Annotated in this window: 22 protein-coding genes and 2 pseudogenes; 9 read left to right on the top strand and 15 right to left on the bottom strand. The window is 67.8% G+C overall.

The window, feature by feature from the left end:
• Positions 1 to 141 precede the first annotated feature (141 nt).
• Entirely contained in the window at positions 142 to 1,668 is a 1,527-nt protein-coding gene (locus tag QM841_RS19815) for a permease (protein ID WP_283333236.1), read from the top strand.
• A gap of 57 nt (positions 1,669 to 1,725) precedes the next feature.
• Positions 1,726 to 2,355: a cysteine hydrolase family protein gene (locus QM841_RS19820; protein WP_349307413.1), complete on the top strand. Its 630-nt coding sequence runs from the start codon at positions 1,726 to 1,728 to the stop codon at positions 2,353 to 2,355.
• A 46-nt stretch (positions 2,356 to 2,401) separates the two neighbouring features.
• Here QM841_RS19820 and lpdA read toward each other — a convergent pair whose 3' ends face one another.
• From lpdA to pdhA, 4 genes are all read right to left on the bottom strand, one after another.
• The gene (lpdA, locus tag QM841_RS19825; RefSeq protein ID WP_283333238.1) at positions 2,402 to 3,778 is read right to left on the bottom strand and encodes a dihydrolipoyl dehydrogenase; all 1,377 of its coding nucleotides are present in this window, start codon (positions 3,776 to 3,778) and stop codon (positions 2,402 to 2,404) included.
• A gap of 62 nt (positions 3,779 to 3,840) precedes the next feature.
• Entirely contained in the window at positions 3,841 to 5,115 is a 1,275-nt protein-coding gene (locus QM841_RS19830) for a dihydrolipoamide acetyltransferase family protein (RefSeq protein ID WP_283333239.1), read from the bottom strand.
• Between the two features lie 16 nt (positions 5,116 to 5,131).
• Positions 5,132 to 6,133 carry an alpha-ketoacid dehydrogenase subunit beta gene (locus tag QM841_RS19835; protein WP_280779404.1) on the bottom strand — a complete coding sequence of 334 codons (1,002 nt, stop codon included), beginning with the start codon at positions 6,131 to 6,133 and terminating at the stop codon, positions 5,132 to 5,134.
• A complete protein-coding gene (gene pdhA / locus QM841_RS19840) occupies positions 6,130 to 7,215 on the bottom strand; it encodes a pyruvate dehydrogenase (acetyl-transferring) E1 component subunit alpha (RefSeq protein ID WP_283333240.1) in 1,086 nt (361 codons plus the stop codon). Before pdhA ends, QM841_RS19835 begins: the two co-directional genes overlap by 4 nt.
• Positions 7,216 to 7,384: 169 nt before the next feature.
• On the opposite strand from pdhA, the gene QM841_RS19845 reads away from it, so the two are divergent.
• Positions 7,385 to 7,858, top strand: coding sequence for an Lrp/AsnC family transcriptional regulator (locus tag QM841_RS19845; RefSeq protein ID WP_016881876.1), 474 nt, complete (start codon positions 7,385 to 7,387; stop codon positions 7,856 to 7,858).
• Positions 7,859 to 7,901: 43 nt separating this feature from the next.
• Here the strand turns inward: QM841_RS19845 and QM841_RS19850 are convergent, their stop codons facing one another.
• Both QM841_RS19850 and QM841_RS19855 read right to left on the bottom strand, forming a co-directional pair.
• The gene (locus QM841_RS19850) at positions 7,902 to 9,257 is read right to left on the bottom strand and encodes an MFS transporter (RefSeq protein ID WP_283333241.1); all 1,356 of its coding nucleotides are present in this window, start codon (positions 9,255 to 9,257) and stop codon (positions 7,902 to 7,904) included.
• A gap of 96 nt (positions 9,258 to 9,353) precedes the next feature.
• Entirely contained in the window at positions 9,354 to 10,721 is a 1,368-nt protein-coding gene (locus tag QM841_RS19855) for an FAD-binding oxidoreductase (RefSeq protein ID WP_283333242.1), read from the bottom strand.
• Positions 10,722 to 10,826: 105 nt separating this feature from the next.
• On the opposite strand from QM841_RS19855, the gene QM841_RS19860 reads away from it, so the two are divergent.
• Positions 10,827 to 12,695 (top strand): helix-turn-helix domain-containing protein, encoded by a 1,869-nt coding sequence (locus QM841_RS19860; protein WP_283333243.1) that lies wholly within the window; start codon positions 10,827 to 10,829, stop codon positions 12,693 to 12,695.
• A gap of 6 nt (positions 12,696 to 12,701) precedes the next feature.
• Here the strand turns inward: QM841_RS19860 and QM841_RS19865 are convergent, their stop codons facing one another.
• Complete coding sequence (locus QM841_RS19865; RefSeq protein WP_009476362.1) at positions 12,702 to 13,286, bottom strand: TetR/AcrR family transcriptional regulator; 585 nt, start codon at positions 13,284 to 13,286, stop codon at positions 12,702 to 12,704.
• Between the two features lie 101 nt (positions 13,287 to 13,387).
• Between QM841_RS19865 and QM841_RS19870 the strand changes: the two genes are divergently transcribed.
• The 3 genes from QM841_RS19870 to QM841_RS19880 are packed head-to-tail and all read left to right on the top strand — an operon-like array spanning position 13,388 to position 16,554.
• Positions 13,388 to 14,530 (top strand): acyl-CoA dehydrogenase family protein, encoded by a 1,143-nt coding sequence (locus QM841_RS19870; protein ID WP_009476363.1) that lies wholly within the window; start codon positions 13,388 to 13,390, stop codon positions 14,528 to 14,530.
• Positions 14,531 to 14,562: 32 nt separating this feature from the next.
• Positions 14,563 to 15,744: an acetyl-CoA C-acetyltransferase gene (locus tag QM841_RS19875; protein WP_283333244.1), complete on the top strand. Its 1,182-nt coding sequence runs from the start codon at positions 14,563 to 14,565 to the stop codon at positions 15,742 to 15,744.
• A 48-nt stretch (positions 15,745 to 15,792) separates the two neighbouring features.
• A complete protein-coding gene (locus QM841_RS19880; RefSeq protein ID WP_283333245.1) occupies positions 15,793 to 16,554 on the top strand; it encodes an SDR family NAD(P)-dependent oxidoreductase in 762 nt (253 codons plus the stop codon).
• 251 nt (positions 16,555 to 16,805) lie between these two features.
• On the opposite strand, the pseudogene QM841_RS43425 reads toward QM841_RS19880, so the two are convergent.
• The 8 genes and pseudogenes from QM841_RS43425 to QM841_RS43430 form a co-directional block, all read right to left on the bottom strand.
• Positions 16,806 to 17,186: pseudogene (locus QM841_RS43425) on the bottom strand (histidine phosphatase family protein); the annotation flags it as partial.
• Complete coding sequence (locus QM841_RS19885) at positions 17,183 to 18,286, bottom strand: ABC transporter ATP-binding protein (protein ID WP_283333246.1); 1,104 nt, start codon at positions 18,284 to 18,286, stop codon at positions 17,183 to 17,185. The pseudogene QM841_RS43425 and the gene QM841_RS19885, both read right to left, overlap by 4 nt.
• Before the next feature lie 27 nt (positions 18,287 to 18,313).
• Entirely contained in the window at positions 18,314 to 19,984 is a 1,671-nt protein-coding gene (locus tag QM841_RS19890) for an ABC transporter permease (protein WP_283333247.1), read from the bottom strand.
• Positions 19,968 to 21,002, bottom strand: a complete 1,035-nt coding sequence (locus QM841_RS19895; protein ID WP_283333248.1) for an ABC transporter substrate-binding protein — start codon at positions 21,000 to 21,002, stop codon at positions 19,968 to 19,970. The genes QM841_RS19890 and QM841_RS19895 overlap by 17 nt, the downstream gene beginning before the upstream one ends.
• 51 nt (positions 21,003 to 21,053) lie before the next feature.
• Complete coding sequence (locus QM841_RS19900; RefSeq protein ID WP_283333356.1) at positions 21,054 to 22,517, bottom strand: tyrosine-protein phosphatase; 1,464 nt, start codon at positions 22,515 to 22,517, stop codon at positions 21,054 to 21,056.
• Between the two features lie 128 nt (positions 22,518 to 22,645).
• Entirely contained in the window at positions 22,646 to 23,617 is a 972-nt protein-coding gene (locus QM841_RS19905; protein WP_283333249.1) for a MurR/RpiR family transcriptional regulator, read from the bottom strand.
• Between the two features lie 165 nt (positions 23,618 to 23,782).
• On the bottom strand, positions 23,783 to 24,115 hold the full coding sequence (locus QM841_RS19910; protein WP_283333250.1) for a hypothetical protein: 333 nt from the start codon (positions 24,113 to 24,115) through the stop codon (positions 23,783 to 23,785).
• Positions 24,116 to 24,176: 61 nt separating this feature from the next.
• Positions 24,177 to 24,376: pseudogene (locus tag QM841_RS43430) on the bottom strand (winged helix-turn-helix domain-containing protein); the annotation flags it as partial.
• A 92-nt stretch (positions 24,377 to 24,468) separates the two neighbouring features.
• Here QM841_RS43430 and QM841_RS19920 point away from each other — a divergent pair.
• Positions 24,469 to 24,834: an HNH endonuclease gene (locus QM841_RS19920; protein WP_283333252.1), complete on the top strand. Its 366-nt coding sequence runs from the start codon at positions 24,469 to 24,471 to the stop codon at positions 24,832 to 24,834.
• A 60-nt stretch (positions 24,835 to 24,894) separates the two neighbouring features.
• The gene (locus QM841_RS19925) at positions 24,895 to 25,386 is read left to right on the top strand and encodes a hypothetical protein (RefSeq protein WP_283333253.1); all 492 of its coding nucleotides are present in this window, start codon (positions 24,895 to 24,897) and stop codon (positions 25,384 to 25,386) included.
• The last annotated feature ends 25 nt before the right edge of the window (positions 25,387 to 25,411 follow it).

Raw genomic sequence — 25,411 nt, forward strand, 5'->3', positions numbered from 1 at the left:
ACATCAAAGGTAGGCCACGATCATGCGACAACCGGGCTGCGGCGCCCCGCGTCGTGACCCGACATAGGTCGCTACTCGGCCGTCCTCGCCCGCACACTTCCGAGGTACTCGCCGCAAGTAGTTCGATACAAGGAGTCGCACGTGGGCGCTGCGCAGATCGTGTTCTTAGTCGGCCTCGCTTCTCTGATCGTGGCCATGGCGCTACGCAAGAACGTCATGATCCCCGCGGTAGTCGCGACATTTGCCACAGCACTTGCGTACAGCGGCAGCGTCCCGAATGCCATCATGTCGGTGTTCCGGGCCACCATCACTTCCGGCACCGCGCTGTTCGAGATCTTCATCGTCATCGCCGCGGTGACCTCGATGCTCGCGGCGATGCGGGCGATCGGTTCCGATGAGGTGATGGTGCGCCCCATCAGCCGGTGGATGGTCAATGGCCGCGTCGCTTACATCGTGTTGTTCGTCTTCACCTATCTTCTCTCGTTGTTCTTCTGGCCGACCCCGGCACTGGCCCTGATCGGTGCGGTCCTACTTCCTGCCGCGATCAAGGTGGGTCTGCCGCCGCTCGGAGCCGCGGTGGTTCTCGCGATCTCCGGGCAGGGAATGTCGATCGCCTCCGACTACGTGATCGGTCTTGCGCCGTCGATTTCCGCGAGCGGCGCAGGCGTTCCCGCCGACGACATCGCCGACCGTGCCCTGGTGATCTCATTGATCGTCGGTGTCACCGCGGCGGTGCTCGCCTACTTCCTGACCGTCCGCCGCAGGATGCGTACGGACCCAGTTCCGGGCACCGAACCGATGGGTGGAACCGTGCATCCCACCGGCGGTGTCGGTGGCACGCCCGCCGGCAAGTCTGCTGGTTTCCCGCCGGGTCAGGACGTCGCGGTCTCACCCACCGCCACGGACGTGCTCGACGAGGAACTGCCCGGCTTCGAGGACGACGGAACGAGAATCACGGATCGCCCGACACTGACCCGTGCGTGGGCGATCGGCGTGCCCGCCGCGTTCCTCGCCGTCCTTGCCTACATGTTGGTCGGTCGTTTCACCGACATCGTCCCCTGGGAGGACGGCGGCGGCGCGTCCCTGGTGGGAGGCACGGCAATCATCCTGATGGCACTCGTGACCATCACGTCACGGCGATCCGAGGCTCTCGAATTCTGCGCCACCCACTTCGTCGACGGTCTGTCGTACGCCTTCAAGGCGATGGGCATCATCCTTCCCGTCGCAGGGTTCGTGTACATCGGCATTCCCGACTATTCGGGCGCCATTCTCGGACTCGACGACGACACCACCGGTCCGGCCTTCCTCTTCGACACCGTCGAACGCGTGCAGCCGTACATCCCCGACAACGGCGTATTCGTCGCGCTCAGCATGCTCTTCATCGGTATGGCGGTCGGTCTCGACGGTTCGGGGTGGGCCGGCCTACCCCTCACCGGTGGATTGGCTGCCGCGCTGGCGCCGCAGTCCGGGATGGACACCGCGACCTTGGCGGCCATCGCCCAGAACGGTGCCACGTGGACGGGCGGGGGAACTCTCGTGATCTGGTCGTCGCTGGTGGTGGTCGCCGGTTTCTGCCGGATACCGGTTGCCGAACTGGTCCGCCACCTCGTCGTCCCGGTGATGGCCGGACTGCTGCTGGCCACCGGAGCCGCCGTCGTCATCTGGTAGCGGCTCATCGCCGAACAAGGTTTCCGCACAACCCCTGACATGGAAGGACACCACGAATTGAGCTCGGTCCCGTTCCGCTACGACCCCGCCCGGTGCGCACTGATCGTCATCGACATGCAGAACGATTTCTGCTCCCCCGACGGGTCGCTGGCACAGAAGGGCTTCGACGTGACCGCCCCGGTGGCGATGGCTCCGCGCCTGGACCACCTCGTCTCGTCTGCGCGCACGGCCGGGGTCCGGGTGATCTTCGTACGCACCCTGCACGACGAAACCACTGATACACCCCAGTGGCTCGGCCGCGTGGGCGAGGGACCGGACGCGGCACGCACCGGAATTACTTGCCGCACAGGAACACCCGGAGCAGACTACTATGCCGTCGCTCCGCGGGACGGCGACGTGGTGATCACGAAGAACCGGTTCAGCGCATTCGTCGGCACCAACCTCGACCTCACCCTGCGTTCCCTCGGCATCGATTCCCTGCTCTTCACCGGCGTCGCCACCGAGGTGTGTGTCGAGTCGAGTCTGCGTAGCGCGCTGTTTCACGAATACTGGGTTTCGCTCGTCGAAGACTGCGCTGCCACCTACAGCCGAACTGCCCACGACGCTTCGGTGTCCGTCGTCGCACAGAACTTCGGCACCGTGATCACGGCCGAGAAGCTCGAGACGTTCTGGACTGCAGGATCGTGAACGGCTTCCGCCGGCGACGGGCGCGACCCGCGAGGTCGGCCAGCGATCAGCTGTGACTGTGCAGTGGTGTTCCCGCGAGAGCGAGGTGTGCCTCGCCGAGCGCTTCGGCCTGAGTGGGGTGCGCGTGAACCAGGGTGGCGACTTCGTCGGGGTAGGCGCCCCAGTTGACGATCAGTTGGGCCTCGCCGATCAGTTCGCCCACGCGTTCTCCGACCATGTGGATCCCGACAACCGGTCCCTCCGTGGCTCCGGCGCGCACCAGTTTGACGCCGCCGCTGGTTCCGAGGATCTGGCTCTTGCCGTTGCCGGCGAGGTCGTAGACGACGGTGGCGACGTCTCCGTGCCGCTCGCGGGCCTGGTCTTCGGTGAGCCCGACCGACGCGACCTCGGGGTTGGAGTACGTCACCCGGGGGATGCCGCTGTCCTCGATCGGTGCCGGGCTCAGGCCTGCGATCGTTTCCGCGACGAAGATTCCCTGCTGGAATCCGCGATGCGCCAGTTGCGGACCGGCGACGATGTCACCGACCGCGTACACGTCCGGCTGCGAGGTCCGCAGGGAGTCGTCGACCGTGACGAAACCGCGGGGGTCGAGTACGACGCCGTTCTCGGTGAGTCCGATGTCGGCGGTCCGGGGTCCGCGGCCGACCGCGACGAGCAGCAGGTCCGCCTCGATCGTGTCGCCCGACTCCACCGTGACGCTGACCGTGCTCTCGTCCTGGACCGCCTTCGCGAATCGGGTGCCGGTCATGATGGTGATGCCGCGTTTGCGGAGGGCCCGGGTGAGTTGCTTCGACGACCACTCGTCTTCGGCGGCGACGAGCCGGGGCAGCGCTTCGACGATGGTGACGGCGGCACCCAACGATGCCCAGATGCTGGCGAATTCGACCCCGATGACACCGCCGCCGAGTACGACGACGCGCTTCGGAAGTTCGGGAAACGTCAGTGCCTCGTCGCTCGTGAGGATGCGGCCACCGATCTCGAGTCCGGGCAGGCTCCGGACCTGCGAGCCGGTCGCGAGCACCAGCGACGTGCCGGTGATCGTGCGATCGCCGACGTGCACGGTGCGCCCTCCGCCGTAGCGGCCGGTGCCGTGCACCACCTCGATCTTATGGCCGCGGACCAACCCCTGCAGGCCCTTGTACAGGCGGTCGACCGTCGCGTTCTTGTACGCGTGGACACCGCCGAGGTCGATTCCGTCGAGCGTCGCCCCGATCCCGAGGGCCGACGCGTGCGTGACGGTGTCGGCGACCTCGGCGGCGTGCACGAGCGCCTTGGTGGGGATGCACCCTCGGTGCAGGCAGGTTCCGCCGACCTTGTCCTCTTCGATCAGGGTGACGGTCTTACCCAGTTGCGCGGCGCGGAAGGCGCAGGCGTACCCGCCGGATCCACCGCCGAGAATCAGGACGTCCGGTTGGTCGGACATGGGAAAACTCCCTCGGTCGGGCACGCCATGGGACGTGCAGCAAGGTCGAAGTGGACTGGATTTCAGCTCAGTGCGATCAACGTCAACGGGTCCGACAGGATCTGACCGATGGCCGCGAGGAATCTCGATCCCTGCTCGCCGTCGACCAGTCGATGATCGAACGACAGGCTCAGTGTGGTGACCGACCGCAACGCGATCTCTCCCTGGTGTTCCCACGGCTGCCTGCGGATCGCCCCGAAGCACAGGATCGCCGCCTCCCCGGGGTTGAGGATGGGCGTGCCCGCGTCGACACCGAAGACGCCGACATTGGTGATCGTGATCGTGCCGTCGGCCAGATCGGCGGGCCCGGTCTTGCCCTCCTTCGCCGTGGTCGTCAGATCCGACAGGGCGATCGCGAGGTCTCGCAGACCGAGGGTGTGGGCGTTCTTGATGTTCGGCACCATCAGCCCGCGCGGGGTGGCGGCCGCGATGCCGAGATTCACGCAGCGTTTGACGACGATCTCCTGGGCGTCCTCGTCCCAGGACGAATTCAGGGTCGGGTTGGTGCGCAGCGCCACGAGCAATGCCTTGGCCACCAACGTCAGTGGTGTCAGGCGCACGTCGGTGAAGTGCTTCGTGTCGCGCAGGTCAGCCAGGAGGTCGATCGTCGGGGTGACGTCCACCGTGACGAACTCGGTGACGTGCGGGGCGGTGAATGCGCTGCGGACCATCGCTGCGGCGGTGTGCTTGCGGACACCCTTGATCGGGATGCGTTCCTCGTCGGCGTCCGCCGGGACCGTCGCCGCCGACGTCGTGACCGGGGTGGCGGTGCGGTGGCGCTCGAGGTCGTCCCTGGTGACTTCACCGTGCACCCCGGTTGCGTCCACTTCGGTGAGGTCGACTCCGTGTTGCTTCGCGGCGAACCGCACCGGGGGAGAGGCCAGCGGCCGCGACGTGCGCGGCGCCGGGGTGACGTCGACCCGGGTTCCCGCCGGACGCCGCTGCCGGCGCCGGCTGGAGGAGTCCTCGGCCACGCCGTAGCCGACCAGGACCGGGGTCCGCTCGGCCGGGGCCGCGGGAGCGGTCGGCTCGGGCGCGTCCGCCTGGCCCTCGCCGGCGACCGCGACGTCGATGAACGGGCTGCCGACGTCGATAGTTGTCCCCTCCTCGGCGTGCAACGCGACCACCGTTCCGGCGTAGGGCGAGGGCAACTCCACCGACGCCTTCGCCGTCTCGACCTCGGCGATGATCTGGTTGAGCGTCACGGTGTCGCCGACCTTCACCAGCCAGGTCAGCAGTTCGGCGTCGGTGAGGCCCTCGCCGAGGTCGGGCAGCAGGAATGTCTGGACAGTGGGCATGGCGAACTCCTGGTTCCTACGCGGTGAAGGTGCGGTCGACGGCGTCGAGGATGCGGTCGACGTCCGGCAGGAAGTGCTCCTCGAGTTTCGCCGGCGGATACGGGACGGTGAAGCCGCCGACGCGGGCCACCGGCGCTTCGAGGTGATAGAAGCAGCGCTCGCTGATGCGGGCAGCGATTTCGGCACCGATCCCGAGGAACACGGGCGCCTCGTGGGTGATCACCAGGCGTCCGGTGCGCTGCACGGACGCGGCGACGGTGTCGACGTCGAGCGGGGAGATGGACCGCAGATCGATCACCTCGATCGACCTACCCTCGCCCGCAGCGACTTTCGCGGCCTGCAGTGCAGTTGTCACGAGCGGCCCGTAGGCGACGACGGTGGCGTCGGTGCCCGGTGCGACCACCCGGGCCTTGTGCAGGGGACTCGTCTCGGCCGCCGGGTCTATCTGCCCCTTCTCCCAGTACCGGCGCTTGGGTTCGAAGAACAGCACCGGATCGTCCGACGCGATGGCCTGCTGAATCATCGTGTGCGCATCGGCGGCGGTGCTGCAGGTGACGACGCGAAGACCGGCGGTCGCGGCGAAATACCCCTCCGGCGACTCGGAGTGATGCTCGATCGCACCGATGCCGCCGCCGTACGGGACGCGGATGGTGATCGGCATCTTCACGTTTCCGCTCGTGCGGTAGTGCAGTTTGGCGACCTGCGAGACGATCTGGTCGAAGCCGGGGTAGATGAACCCGTCGAACTGGATCTCGCACACCGGGCGGTATCCGCGCATCGCGAGACCGACTGCGGTGCCGATGATCCCGGATTCGGCGAGCGGGGTGTCGATGACACGGTTGGGACCGAAGTCCTTCTGCAGTCCGTCCGTGATGCGGAAGACACCGCCGAGTTTGCCGATGTCCTCTCCCATGAGCACGACCTTCGGGTCGTTCTCGAGGGCGCGGCGCAGGCCGGCGTTGAGGGCCTTGCCGAGCGGAAGCGTGGTCGGGGCGGCCGCGGAGATGGCTGTGCTCATGCGTCGGTTCCTTCGAAACTGTCGAGGTAGGCGGCGAACTGGCGCCGCTCTTCGTCGACGAGGGGATGAGGTTCGGCGTACACGTTGTCGAACAGGGACATCGGCTCGGGTTCGACGGTCTCGAGGCATCCACGGCGCAACGCCGCTGCGGTGTCATCGGCGCGCTGCTGCACGGTGGCGAGGTAGTCGTCGTCGATCGCGCCCGCCGACTCGAGGAGGGCGCGGATGCGGTCGAGGGGATCCTTGCGTTTCCATTCCTCGTCGAGCGCGGCCGGCCGGTACCGGGACGGGTCGTCGGACGTGGTGTGCGGACCCATCCGGTAGGTGACCGCCTCGATCAGGGTGGGTCCGCTGCCTTCCCGTGCCCGTTCGAGCGCGGCCCGGGTCACGGCGATCACGGCGAGGACATCGTTGCCGTCGACGCGCACGCTGGGAACCCCGAAGCCCCGGCCCCGCGCGGCGATACTCACCCGCGATTGCAGGCTGACCGGTTCGGAGATCGCCCACTGATTGTTCTGGCAGAAGAACACCACGGGCGCGTTGAAGCTCGCGGCGAACCCGAAGGCCTCGGAGATATCGCCCTGACTGGTGGCGCCGTCGCCGAAGTAGGTGATCGCGGCGCCGTCGGAGCCGTCGAACTGCATGCCCATCGCATACCCGGTGGCGTGCAACGCCTGCGCGCCGACGATGATCGCGGGGGTCGTCATGTTGTATTCGAACGGGTTCCAGCCCGAGTGCGTCGACCCCCGCCAGAACCTGAGCATGTGGGTGGGGTCGACGTCGCGGCAGTACGCGACACCGTGTTCGCGGTAGCTGGCGAAGACAAAGTCGTCCGGACGGAGGGCGCGCGCCGACCCGACCTGCGCGGCTTCCTGCCCCAGCAGCGGAGCCCACAGCCCCAGTTCGCCCTGACGCTGCAGCGCGGTCGCCTCCGCGTCGATGCGTCGCACCACGACCAGGTCTTCGTACAGCGCACGCACCGCGGTGATGTCGACATCGTCGACGTACCGGGAGTAGTCCGGATGCTCTACTCGCGCACCGGTTTCGGTGACCAGCTGCACCACATCGTCATTGTCGAACACGAAAACCTCCGAAAGTGATGTACCGGGAGAGCTCGCCACCCGCGAGTGACCGTGTCGGTCAGAATGTTGCATTCACACAATCATCAGGATTCATCATGCGCAAGTGCTGTCATTCAAAATAAGCAGAATGCTCAAATAGCAAGCGCCAAACTCTGGCATACTGCGCTACATGACGAAACTCGATCGGACCGACGCCCGGCTGCTGCTCGCCCTGTGCGACGCCCCTCGCGCCACCGGGGTGCAGCTGGCCTCGCTGCTGGGGATGGCACGGAATACCGTGCAAGCACGGATGTCTCGCTGGGAGGAGCAACGAGTGCTCGCACCGGTCGACCGCTGCGTGTCACCCCGCGATCTGGGATACCCCCTGCAGGCGTTCGTCACCGCGGTGGTCGATCAGCATCGCCTCGAGGACGTCATCGAACACCTGCGGGACATCGCCGAGGTCGTGGAGGTCGTCGGCATCTCCGGGGCGGCGGACCTGCACATCGGCGTGGTCGCCGTCGATGCCGACGATCTGTATCGGGTAGCCGGCCTCATCCTCGCCGTGCCCGGGATCGAGCGCACCACCGTGTCCGTCGCGATGCGCGACGCCATCCCTTACCGAACCCGGCCGCTGCTCGAGCGGATCGCCGAGGAGCAATGACGAAGGCGCTGCCGTCGACCGCCCGGCAGCGCCTGTTCTCCGATCAGCGATGTGCGGCGACGACCTCCCCGCCGACGTCTTCGACACTGCGAGTGGGAGTTACCCGCGATCTGAGTACGAGAACCAGCACCACGGCGACGAGCATGACCGCCCCGACGACCCACAGGCCTGCGCGTGAGTTCCCGGTGGCGTCGAACAGCCATCCCGTGACGTACGGGGCCCCGAAACCGCTCGTGTTGCCCACCGAGTTGACGACGGCGATGCCTGCCGCGGCGCCCGCGCCGGTGAGGAACGTGCTGGGCAGGTACCAGAACACCGGCAGGGCACAGAACACACCGACCGCGTTGACGGTCACCGCGATCATCGTCGTGAGCGGAGACTGCATGTACAGGGCGATCGGGATGGAGACGGCTCCGATCAGGGTGGGGATGGCGACGTGCCAGATCCGCTCCCCGGTCCGGTCGGAGTGCCTGCTCCACAACACCATTGCGACAGCACCGACCGCGAACGGGACCGCGACGATCAACCCGGTGGTGACCAGTGAGAAGTCGGTGTCGAACGTCTTCTTGAAACCGGCGACGATGCTGGGCAGGAAGAAGCTGAGCGAGTACAAGCCGTAGGTGATTCCGAAGTAGACGAGCCCCAGCATCCACACGCGGGAGTCGGTCAGCGCCCGGCGAACCGAGCCGCTGATGTGGGAACCGGATTCGGCCGCCTCGGATTCGAGTTCACGAGTGAGCCAGACTTTTTCGTCCTCGTCCAGCCATGTGGCCTGCGAGGGCCGGTCCGTCAGGTAGAACCAGGTGACCACCGCGAGCACGACGGCGGGGATCCCCTCGAGCAGGAACATGACCCGCCACCCGGACAGTCCGAACAGCCCGTCCCAGTATTGAATGATGGCGCTCGACAGCGGGGCGCCTAGCGCCGACGACACCGGGAGCGCGAGAAGGAACAGGCCCATCAGCCGGACCCGATAGGCGCGGGGAAACCACAGGGTCAGGTAGAGCAGCACACCCGGGAAGAAACCCGCCTCGGCGATACCCAGCAGCATGCGCAGCGTGTACAGCGAGCCGGCATTGGGCACGAAGGCCATGGCCGCCGCGATGATTCCCCACGTGAGCATGATCCGGGCGATCCACCGGCGTGCCCCGAACCTGTGCAACGCGAGATTGCTCGGCACCTCGAACAGGAGATATCCGATGAAGAAGAGCCCGGAGGCCAGACCGAACATGGTCTCGGTGAGTCCGAGTTCCTCGCTCATCGTCAGCTTCGCCAGCCCGATATTGGTCCGATCGAGATAGTTGACGAAGTAGGCCAGGCCGAGGAACGGAATGAGCCGCCGGGCGACCTTCCGGACCACCCTCGCCTCGATCTCGGGTTTCTGCAGTACAGACGACATGAATGACTCGGCTTCCTGAAGAGTGGGCATGGGTCGGACCGCCGTGTCCCGCTCGGCCGAAAAGCTTGCGTGACAGGCGTTGGTGCTCGGGGTGGTTTACGAGAAGATCTTCCCGGGGTTCATGATTCCGTGTGGGTCGAGGGCGTTCTTCACCGCTCGATGCATGCCCAGGACGACCGGATCGAGTTCCTGGGCGAGGCCGTCCATCTTCAGTAGACCGACACCGTGCTCGCCGGTGACCGTGCCGCCGAGTTCCAGTGCCGCGTCGATGATGTCCGCGAACGCGGCCTGCGCGCGGGCGCGGGCGGCCTCGTCGTCGCGCGGCGTGATGAGGAGTGGGTGCAGGTTTCCGTCGCCGGCGTGTGCGATGTTGGCGATGGTGGTCCCGTGGTCGATACCGATCTGTTCGATGCGCGCAAGCATCTCGGGGACAGCCCGTTTCGGCACGCACACGTCTTCGGTGAGGACCGGTCCGAGCCGCTCCATCGCGGGGTAGGCCAGACGACGCGCAGCGAACAACGCGTCGGCTTCCTCCTGGTCGGTGGAGACGACAGACCAGGTGGCTCCGGCTTCCTCGAAGCACGACAGCATCTTCTCCGCTTCCTGGTCGCCGACGACTCCCGCGGTGTCGATGCGGCCGAGCAGAACGACGTTCGCCTCCACCGACAGTCCCATTTTCTTCCACGCGTCGACGGCGATGAGGCACTGCTTGTCCACCAGTTCGAGCGCCGACGGGGTGAGTCCCGCCGCGGCCACCGCGCTGACGGCCCGGCCCGCGTCGACTATGGAGTCGAAGTAGCCGGCCACCGTGCGCTGCGGGTCCTGGAGTGGACGCAGCTTGACGGTGATTTCGGTGATGACGCCGAGCGTTCCCTCGGACCCGACCATGAGACCCGCCAGATCGTAACCGGCCACACCCTTGGCGGTCTTGCGTCCGAGGCGCACGAGGTCACCGGTGCCGGTCACGATCTGCATGCCGAGCACGTAGTCACGGGTGACGCCGTACTTGACGCAGCACAGTCCGCCCGCGTTGGTGGCAACGTTCCCTCCGATCGTCGACCACGGCGAACTGGCCGGATCCGGCGGATACCAGAGTCCGTGTTCGGCGCACGCGGCGCGGAGATGGTCGTTCACCACGCCGGGCTCGACGACGGCATACCGCTCGAGCGGATCGATTTCCTTGATCGCGTTCATGCCCTCGAGGGCGAGGACGACGCAGCCGTCGGTGGCGTTCGCTCCGCCGGACAGACCGGTCCCGGCGCCCCGGGTGACGACGGCGGTGTCGTGGTCGAGGCAGGCGCGCACGACAGCCTGGACTTCGAGGGCCGTTCGGGGCCTGACGACCGCGAGTGGAGCGGCGTACGGCGCCCACTCGGCTTCGTCGTGCTGGTACTTCGCGACGACGTCGGGGTCGCGCACGACGCGATCCGCGGGGAGGGATGCCAACACTGCATCGATCAACATGGCGAAAACCGGTCCTTTGCGGGCGAGAAGGTGATGTCTCGAATCTAGCTGTGATCTGCATCTCGGCCAATGTAGATTTCATCTATCAAATCCAGGAATCCATGGATGGAGGCACCAGTGAGTACTGCCGATCGCGGCTGGATGGAACTGCTGCTCGACGACGCACCCATCGACGAACTCGATGCCCTCCGGCGCACGTTGATCGAGGAATCCGACGCGTCCGACAGGGCCGCGGTCGAACGCGAAGCCAACGCCGCACTTCGGCTCCGGGCGCAGCTCGACCAGCGCCAACAGCGCAGTAGGGAGTTGGCGGCGCTCAACGACATCGCCGCCCGATTGACGACCGTCCGCTACGACCGGGTGTTGCTGCAGGAAGTGGTCGATCAGGCGCGGCAGCTGCTCGGTGTGGATCTCGCCTACATGGGGTCGGTCTACGACGAGGAATTCGTCATCGAGGTCACCAGCGGGGCCCTGACCCCGAACCTCGTCGGAATCCGGTTGTCCCTGGACGAAGGACTCGTGGGCCTGATCGTCCGCAGGTCCGCGCCGGAGTGGACGCCCGACTACCAGAGCGAACCGGCGTTCCGGCACATCACCGGAGCCGACAGCGCAGCGCGGTCGGAGAACATGCGCGGCCTGCTCGGGGTGCCCCTGCGCGTCGCCGACCGCGTCATCGGTGCCCTGTTCGCGTGCAAGCGTCAGGAACGGGCCTTCACCGAATCCGAGATCGCGCTGTTGTCGGCGCTGGCAGCCCATGCGGCGATCGCGATCGAGAACGTTCGCTCGTTGGAACGTGAGCGAGACACCATCGCACGGCTCGAATCGGTGAACGCCGAATTATCGCAGCGCACAACCGAGCTCGAACAGATACTGCAATGGGATCGGACGCTGACTCAGGTGGTGCTGCTCGGCGCCGGGGTGCAGCGTCTGGTGCAGGAGGTCGCCCAACTCTCCCGGCAACCGGCCTATTTCGTGCAGGACGAATCCGAGTTGCCCGTGGACCTGATGCCGCACGCCGACGAGGTGTCGGCGGCGGTCCGTGAGCTGCGCGCGGGCGGCAACGACCACGCCGAACGCGGCGAGGTGATCGCGCAGCGTGTCGCGGCTGCCGGCGAGATGCTCGGCGCGCTCCTGTCCGTGGGAGCCGGGCAGCCGACCACTCGCCTCCTGCTCGAACGCGCGGCACCCGCGATCGCACTGTCGCTCGCCGAGGAACGTGCGGCGGGGGAGGCGACGCGTCGCGCACGGGATGCGTTTCTCGTCGACCTCCTGACCCATCCCGCCGCCACCGCACAGGACGAGCGCCGCCAACTGCGGTTGGCCGGACTCAACCCCGACACGACGTACTGCGTCGCCGTGGCGATCGCCGCGGGCCAGGACACGGTCCGCACCGCTCTCGGGACATTGCCCTTCCCCTCGGGAACCGTTGCAGCGGAGCATGGCTCCCGCGCCCTGGCGGTCGTGCCCGCCAAAAATTCGGCCTCCGCCCAGGCGGTGTTCACCGCCGGACGGCTCGGCGCGACGATCGGTATCGCGGAGCCCGCGCGTGGCGCGAAGGCGCTCGCGCGCGCCTACGTCGAAGCCCAGCAGACCGTCGATGTGCTCGACACATTGGGACGCGCAGGCGAGGTCTCGTCCGCGCGCGGTCTGGGCATCTACCGGATCCTGCTGAGCCACATGGCGCGTGAGCACCTCGACGAGCTCACCGAGGCGCAACTGGGCCCGCTGATGGCCGAGCAGGCCAAACGCGGAGTGCCACTGCTGGAAACACTGTCCGAGTATCTGGCTCACGGCCGTCACCATTCGGCGACCGCGTCGAGTCTCGGCGTGCACGTCAACACCCTCTACCAGCGTCTCGACGCGATCGACCGCCTCCTCGGCCCGGACTGGCGCGACCCCGACAAGGCTCTCGATCTGCAGGTGCTGATGCGGTTGCGGAGAACCGCAGAACTACTCGGCGCACGAACTCGGTGACACGGTTCAGGCGCTGATGCCGCCCGTGAGGATGGCGGCGAGTTCGGCGTAGGCGTGCGCGTCGTCGAGCCCGGTGCTGTCGCGGACCCCGCGCTGCTGGATGCGGACCATCATGGTGGCGGCGAGGTCGGCGGCGAAGGCGGCGTGCACGTCGCGGAAGTCCCCGCCGGCGACGCCTTCGGTGATCAACTCCTGGACCCGGCCGGCCGCGAACTGCGTGTTCCGTTCGTATACCTCCCGTGCCGGCGGGAAGGCGTCGAGGTCGGTCATGAACTGGTCGGACGCGGCCGACAGTGCGGTGCCCACGGCCGACAGATAGGCGGTGATCCGCTCGCGGGCCCCGGTGATCGGCTCGATGTGCGACTCGACGTCGTCGGTCGCGCGGCGGAAGAAGTGCACGGTGGCGGCCCGGACCAGCTGTTCCTTGCTGCCGGCGAGGGTGTACAGCGTCGACTTCGAACAGCGCAGCCGGTTCGCGATCTCGTCGAGCGTCAAGTGGGCGAACCCCTCGACCAGGATCAGGTCGACGAGGGCGTCGAAGAGCTGGGTGCGCCGTCGGGTGGCGAAACCGGTTCGGGTGGGCTGCTCCATGACAGAAATAGTACTGGGCGATGCCTTGCAGTACTATTTCGCAATCAGTACCCTGGGGCGTAATCCAGTACTGTTTTCCGTAGCCTTCTCGAGGAGAAACCGTGGCCGTCGATCGCTTGCTGCCTACTGACGAAGCCCGTGACCTGATCCAGCTCACGCGTGACGTCGCCGACAAGGTCCTGACGCCGATCGTCGACGAGCACGAGAAGGCGGAGACCTACCCCGAAGGCGTGTTCGCCACCCTCGGCGAGGCCGGACTGCTGAGCCTGCCGTACCCGGAGGAGTGGGGCGGCGGCGCGCAGCCGTACGAGGTGTACCTGCAGGTGCTCGAGGAGATCGCCGCCCGCTGGGCATCGGTCGCGGTCGCGGTCAGCGTCCACAGCCTCGCCTGCCACCCGCTGATGGCGTTCGGCACGGACGAGCAGAAGCAGCAGTGGCTCCCGGAGATGCTCGGCGGCAACACCATCGGCGCCTACAGCCTGTCCGAGCCGCAGGCCGGATCCGACGCCGCCGCACTGACCTGCAAGGCCTCCGCAACCGACGGCGGGTACGTCGTCAACGGCGCGAAGGCGTGGATCACCCACGGCGGCATCGCCGATTTCTACAACCTCTTCGCCCGCACCGGTGAGGGATCGAAGGGAATCTCCTGCTTCCTGGTCCCCAAGGACACCGAGGGCCTGACGTTCGGCAAGCCCGAGGAGAAGATGGGCCTGCACGCCGTGCCCACGACGTCCGCGCACTACGACGACGCCTTCGTGCCCGCGGAACGACGTATCGGCACGGAAGGCCAGGGTCTGCAGATCGCGTTCAGCGCACTCGATTCCGGCCGGCTCGGCATCGCCGCCGTCGCCGTCGGTCTCGCGCAGGCCGCCCTCGACGAGGCAGTCGCCTACGCCCAGGAACGGACTGCGTTCGGCAAGAAGATCATCGACCACCAGGGGCTCGGCTTCCTGCTCGCCGACATGGCGGCGGCCGTCGACTCCGCGCGCGCCACCTACATCGACGCGGCCCGCCGCCGCGACGCCGGCCTGCCGTACTCCCGCAACGCGTCTGTCGCCAAGCTCGTCGCCACCGATGCCGCCATGAAGGTCACCACCGACGCCGTCCAGGTGCTCGGCGGCTACGGCTACACCCGCGACTTCCGCGTCGAGCGGTACATGCGGGAAGCGAAGATCACGCAGATCTTCGAGGGCACCAACCAGATTCAGCGCCTGGTCATCAGCCGCACCCTCGCCGCGAACTGACGCATCCACCTTCGAGAAAGGCTCCTCCACTCATGCCCACCTCTGTGATCGTCGCAGGCGCCCGCACCCCGATCGGCCGGCTGCAGGGTTTGCTCGCCGGGTTCTCCGGCGCCGACCTCGGCGGAATCGCCATCGACGCGGCGCTCGGCAAGGCCGGTGTGGCCCCGGACCAGGTGCAGTACGTCATCATGGGTCAGGTCCTCACCGCCGGCGCCGGGCAGATGCCCGCCCGTCAGGCCGCCGCGAAGGCCGGCATCCCGATGAGCACCCCGTCGCTGAACATCAACAAGGTCTGTTTGTCGGGGGTCGAGTCGATCATCCTCGCCGACCAGTTCATCCGGTCCGGCGCATTCGACGTGATCGTCGCCGGTGGCATGGAGTCGATGAGCCAGGCACCGCACCTGCTGCCCGGTTCACGCGGCGGTTTCAAGTACGGCGACGTCACCCTCGTCGACCACATGGCCCTCGACGGGTTGCACGACGCGTTCACCGATCAGCCGATGGGCCTGCTCACCGAGGCCGGCAACGACAGGGACGTCATCGCCCGCGAGGACCAGGACGCGTTCGCGGCCCGCTCCCACCAGCTGGCCGCCAAGGCATGGGACAACGGGATCTTCGACGACGAGGTCGTCCCGGTCGAGATCCCCGCCCGCCGCGGTGAGAGCACCTGGCTGCGCCGCGACGAGGGCATCCGCCCCGACACCACGCCCGAAACCCTGGCGCGGTTGCGTGGCGCGTTCCGGGACGGTGGCACCGTCACCGCGGGGAACGCGTCGACGATCAACGACGGTGCCGCCGCGGTGGTGGTGATGAGCAAGGAACGCGCCGAGGCGGAGGGGCTGACCTGGCTGGCCGAGATCGGCGAGCACGGCATGGTCGCCGGACCGGATTCGGGTCTGCAGTTCCAGCCGTCGGGTGCCATCGCGAAAGCCTGTGATGCGGCAGGTATCGCGCCGGCCGAGCTGGATCTGATCGAGATCAACGAGGCGTTCGCGGCGGTCGGGATCGCCTCGACCCGGGAACTCGGCGTCGACCCCGACCGGGTCAACGTCAACGGCGGTGCGATCGCCCTCGGTCATCCGATCGGCATGTCCGGCGCCCGGATCACGCTGCACCTCGCGCTCGAGTTGCAGCGCCGCGGCGGCGGCACCGGCGCCGTCGCTCTCTGCGGCGGCGGCGGACAGGGCGACGCCCTGATCCTGCGCGTCCCCTGACAACCCCGCTTACCCAACACTGCCGCAACCCTATTCGAGGAGAACTTTGTGAAGATCGATGGAGCCGTCGCTGTCGTCACCGGCGGAGCATCCGGACTCGGCAACGCCACCGCCCGGGCCCTGCACGAGCGCGGCGCCCAGGTCGTGCTGCTCGACCTTCCGTCGTCCGACGGGGAAGTGGCCGCCAAGGAAATCGGGAAGGGCGCCTACTTCACGGCCGCCGACGTCACCTCCGCCGGTGACGTCACCTCCGCGATCGACTTCGCCGCGTCGCTCGGCGACCTTCGCGTGGTGGTCAACTGCGCCGGAATTGCCACGCCCGGCAAGGTTCTCGGCAAGGCCGGCACCCTTCCCCTCGCGGACTTCGAACGCGTCGTCCGCATCAACCTCGTCGGCACGTTCAACGTCCTGCGCCTCGCCGCCGAGAAGATCGCCCAGACCGACCCCGTCGACGGGGAACGCGGCGTCATCATCGACACCGCCTCCGTCGCCGCATTCGACGGCCAGATCGGTCAGCCCGCCTACGCGGCGTCGAAGGGCGGCGTCGCCGCGATGACACTGCCGATCGCCCGCGAACTGGCCCGCCACCTCATCCGCGTCGTCATCATCGCGCCCGGAATCTTCGAAACGCCCATGATGGCCGGGCTTCCCGAGGAGGCCCAGAAGTCCCTCGGACAGCAGGTGCCGCACCCCTCCCGGCTCGGCAAGGCTGCCGAATACGCCGCCCTCGCCGCGCACATCATCGACAACGCCATGCTCAACGGCGAAACCATCCGCCTCGACGGAGCCATCCGGATGGGTCCCAGGTAGGCGACCGACGGTCGCTGCAGGCGGCACCCAGTCAGCGGGTGCCGCCGATGAACGCCGGGACGGTCAACGGCTCGGGGACCGTGTTGTGGTCGTGCGGTTGACCGACCGTATCCGCCACACTCCTGCCCATTCGATCTCGCTGACCGCGCCGTGGACGATGCGCGGCACCGCAATGCCACAGAGATCGCCGAGCACCGCGCGGATGAGCGCCCCGTGCGTAATGACCACGATCCGGCATCCGGGACGATCGCATCGAGGGCGCGGCGTCCACGTGCAGAAACCGCCTCGAGGGGCTCGAGGTCGGGGAAGTCGCAGTCGGGCCATCGCTGCTCGGCGTCCGCCCGGGTCAGCCCTTCGGCGGCACCGTAGCTTCGTTCGATGAGGTCGGAGTATGTTCTTGCGATACCGTTTCCGAGGTGCGCGGCGATGATCCTGCCGGTGTCGACCGCTCGCGAGAGCGGGGAGGTGACCACCGTATCCCACGCATCGGCTCCGAGCATCCGCGCGGTATCGCGGGCCTGCGCGCGGCCGACGTCGTCGAGTGGTGTGTCGGTGTGGCCCTGCAGCAGCCCTCGCCGGTTCCAGTCTGTGCGGCCGTGACGCACCAGCGCCAATCGGGTCGTCTGGCTCATCGCGACGTACTTGCCAGCGCTGCCGCACCGAGAGCGGGTGCGGCGACCTGCGTCGGGTCCGGGTAGAACAGGGCTCGGCGAATCGTCAGCCCGACGCGGTCGCCGACCACCGGACGGGTTCCGCTTACAGCACAACGGAATTGCGCACCGTCGCAGGATACGACGACGTCGCTCGCGTCACGCCCGAACAGAGACGACATGACGATCCCCTGCGTGGTTCCCACGTTCTCCACCGTCGTCACCGCGATGTCGGTGGGCAGCACGGCGAGGGTGCCCACGCCGGACGACGTGTCGGCCAGCCGATCCCGCCCCACGTGAACGGTGCCGTCGGCGCTCGAGAACCCGTTATCGGACACGGTGCCGTGCAATAGATTCGCGTCCGAGAGGAATTTCGCGACGAATGCCGAGCGCGGTCGCTGCACCAGTTCCTCCGGTGTGCCGACCTGCTGAATCTGCCCGCTGTCGAGCACGACGACCCGATCGGCCAGGGCGAGGGCCTCGGCGCGGTCGTGCGTGACGTGCACGACTGTTAGGTTCTGCGTGCGGGTGAGGGTGCGCAGTTCCAGACGTAACCGATCGCGCAGCGGTTCGTCCAACGCAGACAGCGCCTCGTCGAGCAGCAACGCGCGCGGCTGTGCCACCAGTGCCCTGGCGAGCGCGACGCGCTGGCGCTGACCACCGGACAGGGTCGCCGGATCGCGCTTCGCCAACCCGGGCAGTCCCACCAGCTCGAGCACTTCGGCGACCCGCTCGGCCCGCCGGGCGCGCGGCACCTTCCCGACCTCGAGCGGGTACGCAACGTTGCGCCCGACGCTGCGGTGCGGCCAGATCGCATGCTGCTGGAAGACCATTCCCAGGTTGCGCTTCTCCGGGGGCACGGTGTGTGCGCCGTCGGCGACGACCTCGTCGCCCAGGCGCACGAGGCCGGCGGTGGGGGCGAGAAAACCGGCGACGGTCCGCAGCAGGGTGGTCTTACCCGAACCTGACGGTCCGACGAGCGCGACGAACTCGCCATCACGCACGTCCAGGTCGATACCGGACAGTCCCACGGTGCGGTCGGGGTAGTGAAGGTCGACACCGGTGAGGGTGATCGCGGACATGACGATGACTTCCGATCTGTGAATGGGTCAAAAGCGCCCGGCGCGGCTGCCGGCGAGCAGGCCGATACCCGCGATGCCGACGAGCGCGACGAGCAGGGACAGCGCGGACGCGGCGTTGTAGTCGCCGGCCTGCTGCAGGTTGAAGATGGACACCCCGAGGGTCTGGGTGCCCGGTGCCACAAGCAGCACCGACATGGTCAGCTCGCGCACCGCGGTCAACGCCACCAGCATGCCGCCTGTCGTCGCGGCCGGCACCGTCATCGCCCACGGCACGTCCCGTAATGACCGCAGGCGGGACGCACCGGACGCGCGCGCAGCCTCTTCCAGCGAGGTGGGGGTGGTGGACAACGGCGCACGCACCGCTTGCACGACGATCGCCAGGAATGCGGTGACGTACGCGCACAGGATCACCCAGCGTGTGTCGAACAAGCTCGTGTAGCGGCCGACGATCAGCCAGCCCACAGCGATGACCAGCCCGGGCACGGCCTGCGGCAGCATCGTGAGCAGATCCAGGCTCGTGTTGTCCCGCGCACGGGTGCGGGTGGTGAGCACTCCGACGACCAGCCCGGCGACCGCGCACACGATTCCCGCACCGACGGCGAGGAAGAGGGAGTTCTGTACGCCGACCAGGGTTCCCGGCGCGGTCACCGCTGCCACGATGCTGTCGAGTGTCAGATTGTCCAAGGTCAACGGCACGCCGGGCGCGGGGAGGAGCGCCTGGGACGCCAGCGCGAGGATCGGGAGTCCCGTCAGCGCGAGACCCACGGTCCAGGCCAGTGCACCGGACAGGATCCGGACACCGCCGAGCGGCAGCAGTTGCGGGGCGGTGACCGGGCCGTCGAGTTGCCGGCTGCGCCGAGACAGTCGCCGATCGACGACCACCGCGAGTACGGCGAGCAGCAGCAGCACGATCCCGATGGTGGAGACCACCTCGAGCGGCCGGTCCACCGTGCCGGACTGGATGTAGCGATACACCATCGTCGACAACGTCACGTACCGGTCCGGCAGACCGATCAGGGCGGGAATCCCGAAGTCGGCCAGGTTCGACACCGCCGTGAGGGTGAACGCGGCGAGAAGGGCGGGCCGCAGCAGCGGCAGCGTCACGGTGCGCATCGCGTGCACAGGTGAGGCACCGCCGATGCGGGCGATCTGTTCGAGGTCGCCGGGCACCCTCCGCAACGCCGTCGCGACGATCAGGTACGCCATCGGGTACGAGTGCACCGTCAGCAGGAACACGACGCCGTCGCCGCCGTAGATGTTCCACAGCGGACCACCGAACCGTTCGGACCAGACCCGGTTCACCATTCCGCTCGCGCCGAGAAGGCCGGTCCACGCAATCGCCCCGACGAAGGGCGGGATCAGCAGCGGCGACAACAGAATCAGGCGCAGAATACCGCGACCGGGCAGATCGGTGCGGTCGAGCAGCAACGCCATCACGGTCGCGAGAACCACCGCGAACACCGCCGACAGACCGGCCGACACCACGCTGTGGGTCGCGGCGCCGACGATATCGTCGTCGATCAGCTGTCCGATGTGGTTGCCGCCGAAGCCGAGTGACACGACAGTGGCGAGCGGCGCGACGATCACCGCCGCGACGAACAACCACACCGCCACCCGCACGGCGCCGACGGGCTCGAACCGCCGCCCGGGCAGGGCTCGGGCGGCGGGAGAAGATTCGGTGCTAACCGACGAGGCCATTGAACTTCCGGACTGCCTCGTCCTGGATCTGCGTGATCTTCTGCAGATCCGGGGTGAGCAGCGCGAGTTCGGACAGTGCCGGTGCTCCGTCGGGGGTGCCGACGTCGCCGCGCACCGGCAAATACTGCTGCTCGACGGCCAGTTCCTGACCCTGCTTGCTCACGAGGAAGTCGACGAACTTGCGTGCCGCCTCGGCGGCGTCCGAGTCGGTGAAGATGCCTGCCGGCTGCGAGATGTAGGGAATGCCGTCCGTGGGATAGGCCAGCCCGATCGGAGATCCCTTCGCCGCCAGTTCCCGCACCAGGTAGTCGACGACGATGCCCACCGGCTGCGTTCCGGCCGCGACGGCCTGCCCGACCGGTCCATTACTTTCGGCGACCACCGGTTCGTTCGCGGCCAGTGCCTCGAGCCAGCTCTCGCCGAGTTCGGGGGTGCTGAGCCACACCGCGGTGTTGAAGGCGGCGGCACCGGACACATCGGGGTTCGGCAGCGTGATCTTGCCGAGGTACTTCGGGTCGGCCAAGTCCTTCCACGAGGTGGGAGGCGCGTCGACCGCCGCGGTGTTGTACGCGATCACCGTCGGGATGATGCGGGTGCCCACGTAGAAGCCGTCGGGGTCGACGACGTCCGGGTTCAGTGCGTCCACGTCGGCGGGGGTGTACTGCTGCAGGAGCCCTTCGGCCTTGTAGCCCTCGAAGGTCGGGGCGTCGGCGGCGAGCAGCACGTCGGCGCCGATCGTGCCGGTTGTGCGCTCGGCCTCGATGCGGGCGGTGAGGTCGCCGGTGCCCGCGCGGAACACCTCGACGTCGATGCCCGTCTCCTCGGTGAACGCGGCGACGAGCGCATCGATCTTGGCCTGCGGTTCGGAGGTGTACACCGTCAGAGTCTGGGCGTCGCCGCTCGCGGCGGTGCCGGTCTGTTCGGCGTCGGATGCGGCGGGCTCGGAGCACGCGGCGAGGGTGAGCACGGCGACGGTGCCGAGCGCGGCGACCGATATGCGGCGGGACAGGGATTTCACAAGTTTCTCCTGGTCGAAAGGGGTGGGTATCGATGGGATGAGGAGTTCGGGTCAGGGCGCGGCGGCGGTGAGGGTGGGGCTCGACCTGAACAGCACGTCGGGGGTGTGCAGGGGAATAGGCAGCGCGCTCACCCCGTGCCGTGAGCAGCGGACTATCGAATACGTCGGGGCATCGAACCCGACGACGGTGTCGGCGGACGTCCCGATGTCCTGCAGGTAGGCGAGCGAACCACCCACCCACAACGGGATCCCGGCGAACATCCCACTCATCGGGTGGTGGAAATGGCCGGCGAGGATCGCCATGACGTCGGAGCCGTCGAGCGCCGCGGCCAGTTCATCCGGGGCCGCCAGTTCACGTCCGGCGAGTGTGGCCGCCGGTGACGGTACCGGTGGGTGGTGCAGGGCCAGGATCGTGCCGTTCGGTGCGGGCGAGCCAAGCTCGGCGCGCAGCCGGTCCAGGTCCTCCCGCGACACCGATCCGGCCGCGGTGTCGAGCCCGATCACCCGGAATCCGTGCACGTGTTCTATCGGGTTTCGCCCGAAAACCGTTGTGAAGCTCGATGATTCGTCGTGGTTTCCGGGGACGACGACCACCGGGCATCCGAGCCGGGCGCGCAACTCGGCGAACGCCGCGGCGAGGGCCGGGTAGGTCGAGGATTCACCGTGGTGCGACAGGTCTCCGGTGACCACGACGACGTCCGGACGCAGCATCGACGATTCCACGCGCTCGGCGACCTGCCGCACCCGGGCGGTGCCGTCGACCTGTGTGTAGAGCGGTGCGGCGGCGGTGGCGTGCACGTCGCTCAGGTGCAGCACCGTGAGTTCGGTGGTGTCGAGCAATCGCACGCGCAGCGCCTCGAAGTCGGTCTCCGTGAACCCGTGGGCACGAAGATAGTTCGTGACTGTTTCGTACCGGCCGCGGACGTGAGCGAGGGCGGAGGCCATCGCCGGCGGTGGCGAATCCAGGTGGAGTTCGAGTGCCCGGGTGTAGTCGGCGGGGTCGAGTGAAAGCCCCGCCAACAGTCGCCGCACCGGTTCCTCACGGTGGGGTCGCACCTGCGTTCCCGACCGGGCGTAGTCGTCGAGGATCACCGCGTCCGGAACGCCCACTGCCGCGAGAGCCAGGGCGACGACCAGTCCCGTGCGGTCCTTACCCGCGGTGCAGTGCACCAAGACCGGGGCGGGGGCGTAGGCGAGGGCGCGTAGCGCCTCCGTGAGGGCGCCGCCACGTTCGTCGAGCAGTGTCCGGTAGACGACGGCGACGTCCCCGATCTGCGGCGGACCCGTGCGCGGGTCGTACAGCGGATGGTGCGCCACTGACCAGTCGCCCGTCGTATCCGCGGTGGCACGTTCGGTGACGTCGCGCAGGTCTATCACCGTGCGGATACCACACGCGCGCAAACTGTTCCGACCTTCGTCGCGAAGGTGATCGAGCGCTGCGGAGCGGAACAGTACGCCCGGTGAGAGGCCGGGCCCCGCGACCGCCCGCACATTAAATGTGCCGGCAACCTCCATCGCCTCCACGATCCACCTTTCACCACTCAACGTTCCATTCGTTCCGGAACGGCGTTCCGTCGGTGACATCGTGTGGGGCGGGATTGAACGGGTGGGACCGCGTCGCCCAACAATCGGTGGCGGGAACGCTAACAGTCAGAGGGGTTCCGAGTGTCGCAACCGCTCGTACGATGCGGTTCATCGGGAAGTGAATCGCTGAGCGCGTCAGCGACGACGTCGCGCGCCCCGGTGTCCACCGCACCCCGCTCGGGATGGCCCAGCACCGCACGTTGCAGGGCATACAGGATCGTGAACTGGCTGATCCTCGCCGAGAACGAATCCGCCTCGTTCTCGTGCAGACCTGCTCCTGCCCACAAGACGTGCTCGGAGATACGGGTCAGCGGGGTATTGGAGTAACTCGTGATCGCTATTACCGACGCGTTCCGTTCACGCGCCGCCGCGCACGCCCTCAACGTGTGGGTGTTCGCGCCGGAGTAGCTGACCGCGAGACACACATCCTCGGCGTTCAGCAACCGCGCCGAGAACTGCTGCCCGAGGATGTCGAGCGGCGCCTCCACACTGCGACCTGCGGTGGTGAAACGTAACGCCGCGTCCTGGATCGGTGGGGACGAGAAGCCGTTACCCACCATCAGGATCCGTCGGGCCCGGACGATCAGGTCCACGACGACCGCGAATCCGGCGGCATCGATCGTCGCGTGGGTCGCGGTGAGCGCCTCGGTGGCAGCCCCGAACGCCGCGTCCACCGGGGTAGCCGCCTGATGCTCGGGGTCCGTTGTGACGCGGGCCAGTTCGAGCCGGAGATGCTGAAATCCACGAAATCCCAGTCTCTGACATGCGCGCACCACAGTAGCCGGGGACGTGCCCGATGCCGCCGCGAGTTCCGCCGTCGACAGCTCGACCACCGCCGCCGGCTCAGCGAGTACAGCCCGCGCGACTCGCTGTTCACCGGGGCCGAGTGTGGCCAGACCGGCACGCAGCCGGGCGAGAGTGGCGCTCGAACGCCACGGGTCGGCGAAGGAATGCGACATGTCGGCTGCTGTCCTGTTCGTCCCCACGCCGGTGGACTCCGGCGGTGTCAGGATCGTCAGGGTAGCCACCATTGCACGGCTGTCGACGAGGGGCGGCGCCGGTTCACCACGGCGTCATCGAACGGTTGCACACCGTCCATCGGCTCGCCACCGGTGACGATCGGATTTCACAGTCCGGGTGGGTGAGGGTGCGCTAGGTGCGATACCTCTCGGGCGCGAGGGGTGCACTCCGCGACACTAGTGCGGGCGCGTCTGGCCAAGGAACGTCTCCGGGATGGACGGCCATTCGGGCTGCCAGCGGCCGCGGCGTTGATCGTCGGCGATTTCGGTGAGGAGACCGGTGACGGGTTCGCCGCCGTCGGCCACCAGGCGGGGCAGTCCGTATTCGGCGCAGTCGGCGGTAACGGGAATGAGGACCCGTTTCGCGTCCGTGGCCCTTCCCGCGGCGGCCAGGCACCGGGCGTGCAGAATCCTGGCCTCGAGGAGGGCCCGCGGTCGCCGCGCTGTTTCGAGTGCCCGTACCACCGCTTCCACACGGGCACAGGCATGGTCGTAGGCGTGAGCGGTCACGAGCAGCCGGATCTGGGAATCTTCGTCGATTTCGGTTGTTCGTGTGCTGATCGCGGCTGGCGCGCTCGAGTCGGCGGCGGAGAAACTCGGCGAACAGATGGTGATAACGGAACCAGTCGCGGTCGACGTCGAGGCTGCGCAGGAAAAGATCCCGCTCTTCGACCTCCTCGAGCAGCTGCCCGCGGGTCGTGTCGGCAAGGACCCCGCGAGGTCGCCGCTGATTCGTTCCGGAACCGCAGTGACCATCAGGAAGTCGAGAAGTTCGGTGGAGGAGGAGAGGTAGCGAAACTGGTCTCGGCCCGTGGGCCGGCGGAGCACTGGCCATCGGCGGGCGGATCGGTCACGATCGACGGGTGGACCGCACCGCCCGACTCGCCCTCGCCGTCGACCGGCAGGGCGGACGATGCCTGTGGTGCGGTCGTCGTTTCGGACCGTTGATTCCGCCGACCACTGAACACCTCGTGCCACGACTCAAGGGCGGACCCAGCATCGCAGCCAACGAGGCCGCCGCCTGCCCGCGATGCAATGCGGACCGCGGCCACACCGGTCCGGTCGACTGGCTCGCGCAGTGCCGGAGCCGACACGGTTGGGCCCCGCAGGCAAGCCTGCTCGCGACCCTCCTGAACGCGTTGGACGTCGAACTCGACCACGTGGGTGGGCATCGCCGCGCCAAGCGGTACCTGTCCGGCCAACTGCGGCGCTGCCGGGGCGGCCAGTGATGTGCGCGAGCGCGTGATGGCGGCCTGTGTGGCTGCGCCCGGGTCCGGGCACTCTCCAGTATGGGATCGAACGCAGGCCGCCCCGCCGGCTCGACGGCCGCTGCACTCGGTGGTCGCCTGATGAAACTGGTCGGAGACCGCGACGCCGCCCGGTTCTCGTGCGAGATATCCCGAGTGTCCGCCGAACCGCACCCCGTCGGAGAGCGGTCGCTCTACGGCGATCTGCTCGCCTGGGTTGTCGATTCCATCGTCGGAGTGGTGATCGCGCGCCTGGGCGCCGCAGGCCCGGGAGAGAGGTTCATCCTCGACCTGCGCTTCACGGACGGCGGGTACGTCGACGTCGATGCCCTGCCGGCATCGGCGCGGTGGGTGCTGCGGACGGTGTCGGCCTTTCTCGCCGAGGATCACGAAGAGGTGCAGCGGTCGCTCACCGCCGCCGAACAGCAATTCGACCTCACCATGCGCGCGGAAACCCTGGCCGACGCACTCATCTGGCTCGACTTCGTTCTCGAGGTCGACCTTCCCGACCCACCGGACGTCACCACCGCATAGGGAGGGACACCTGGTCGGGAGCGGT

This window comes from Rhodococcus sp. IEGM 1307, from assembly GCF_030056915.1.
GTDB classification, from domain to species: Bacteria; Actinomycetota; Actinomycetes; order Mycobacteriales; family Mycobacteriaceae; genus Rhodococcus_F; species Rhodococcus_F opacus_D.